1 protein-coding gene and 1 pseudogene are annotated in these 1,218 nt (G+C 65.5%); one reads left to right on the top strand and one right to left on the bottom strand.

Going from position 1 to position 1,218, the window contains the following annotated elements:
* Nucleotides 1-273: 273 nt before the first annotated feature.
* Complete coding sequence (locus MJD61_10670) at nt 274-609, bottom strand: aminotransferase class V-fold PLP-dependent enzyme (protein ID MCG8555733.1); 336 nt, start codon at nt 607-609, stop codon at nt 274-276.
* 105 nt (nt 610-714) lie between these two features.
* Between MJD61_10670 and MJD61_10675 the strand changes: the two are divergent.
* A pseudogene (locus MJD61_10675) lies at nt 715-1,056 on the top strand (helix-turn-helix domain-containing protein).
* Nucleotides 1,057-1,218 lie beyond the last annotated feature (162 nt).

Raw genomic sequence — 1,218 nt, forward strand, 5'->3', positions numbered from 1 at the left:
CCGGCTGGCGCGCGAGGCGGCCGAATTCCTCGGCTTGAAATACGAACGGCGCAAGACCGGCTACGGTGATCTGGCGGTGGAACTGGGAGCGCTGGCGAAGGAGCCGGCGTGAATGAACTTCTTCGCGTTTTGATGGAAACGCCGTGCCACCCAATCCATTGCCCACCCCTGAAGCCAGACCCATCGCCTCATCCTGAGCCTGTCGAAGGACCAGGCGATGGCCCCCTGCCTGGCTCAATGCACACTCCCACAAAAACCGAAACACCGCTCCCGCTAGAGAACCGCCTCCAGCGCCTCGCAGGTCGCCGCGATATCCTCGGCCGAATTGTAGTGCACCGCCGACAGCCGCACGACGCCGGCTTGCGGATCGATTCCCAGCGCTTCGATCAGCCGGTAGGCGTAGAAATGGCCGGCGCCGGCGATGATGCCGCGCCGGCCGAGCTCGGTGGCGACATCCATCGGGTCCTTCGCACAGGTGAACGAAACGGCCGGGTGGCGACCCTGCGCCTGCGCCTGGCCGATCAGCCTGACCCCGTTCCTGCCGCGCAGAAAGTCGAGCAGCGGCGCGACGATGTCCAGGGCGTAAAAGGACAAGCTCAGGCGGTGCAATCTAAGCCAGACAGGCTCTAGGTGTGAGCTTTCTACAGGTTGTCCATTCGGACCGAACCGAGGAGACTGGAGTTACCACACTTCAATCTTCAAGGAGGGGTCCGAATGAACATTCACAACAATGCCCGCCTGACGCCGATCCGTCGAGAGGAGATGGCGCTTTGTGTCATCGAGGGCCGTCTTTCGAGCGCACAGGCGGGGCGTGCCTATGGCGTGTCGGCCAAGATCGTGGCGCGCTGGGTGGGACGCTACAAGGCGCACGGGCGCGCCGGCATGGTCGACCGCTCCTCGCGTCCGCACCGCCTGCGCGCGCCGACCGGCGCGAGAACCGTTGCTCGCATCATCGCGCTGCGCAGGCGGCGTTGGACCGGCAGGCACATCGCCCAAGAGGTCGGCGTGTCGCCGGCCACGGTCAGCCGGGTCTTGAAGCGGGCCGGCCTGTCGCGACCCGCACCGCACTCGTCAAGGACCGCACCCGGCTGAAAAGCCGGGCAAAGACCCAGACCCTGGCCATAACCAGGCGCCACACGAAAGCGCGCCTTGCCCAGCTCGCCCGCCAACTCAAAGCGCTGCAGGCCGAAATTGCCAGCCTGCTCAACGCCTGTCCAA

The sequence above is a fragment of the Pseudomonadota bacterium genome (genome assembly GCA_022361155.1).
Classification (GTDB): domain Bacteria; phylum Myxococcota_A; class Polyangia; order Polyangiales; family JAKSBK01; genus JAKSBK01.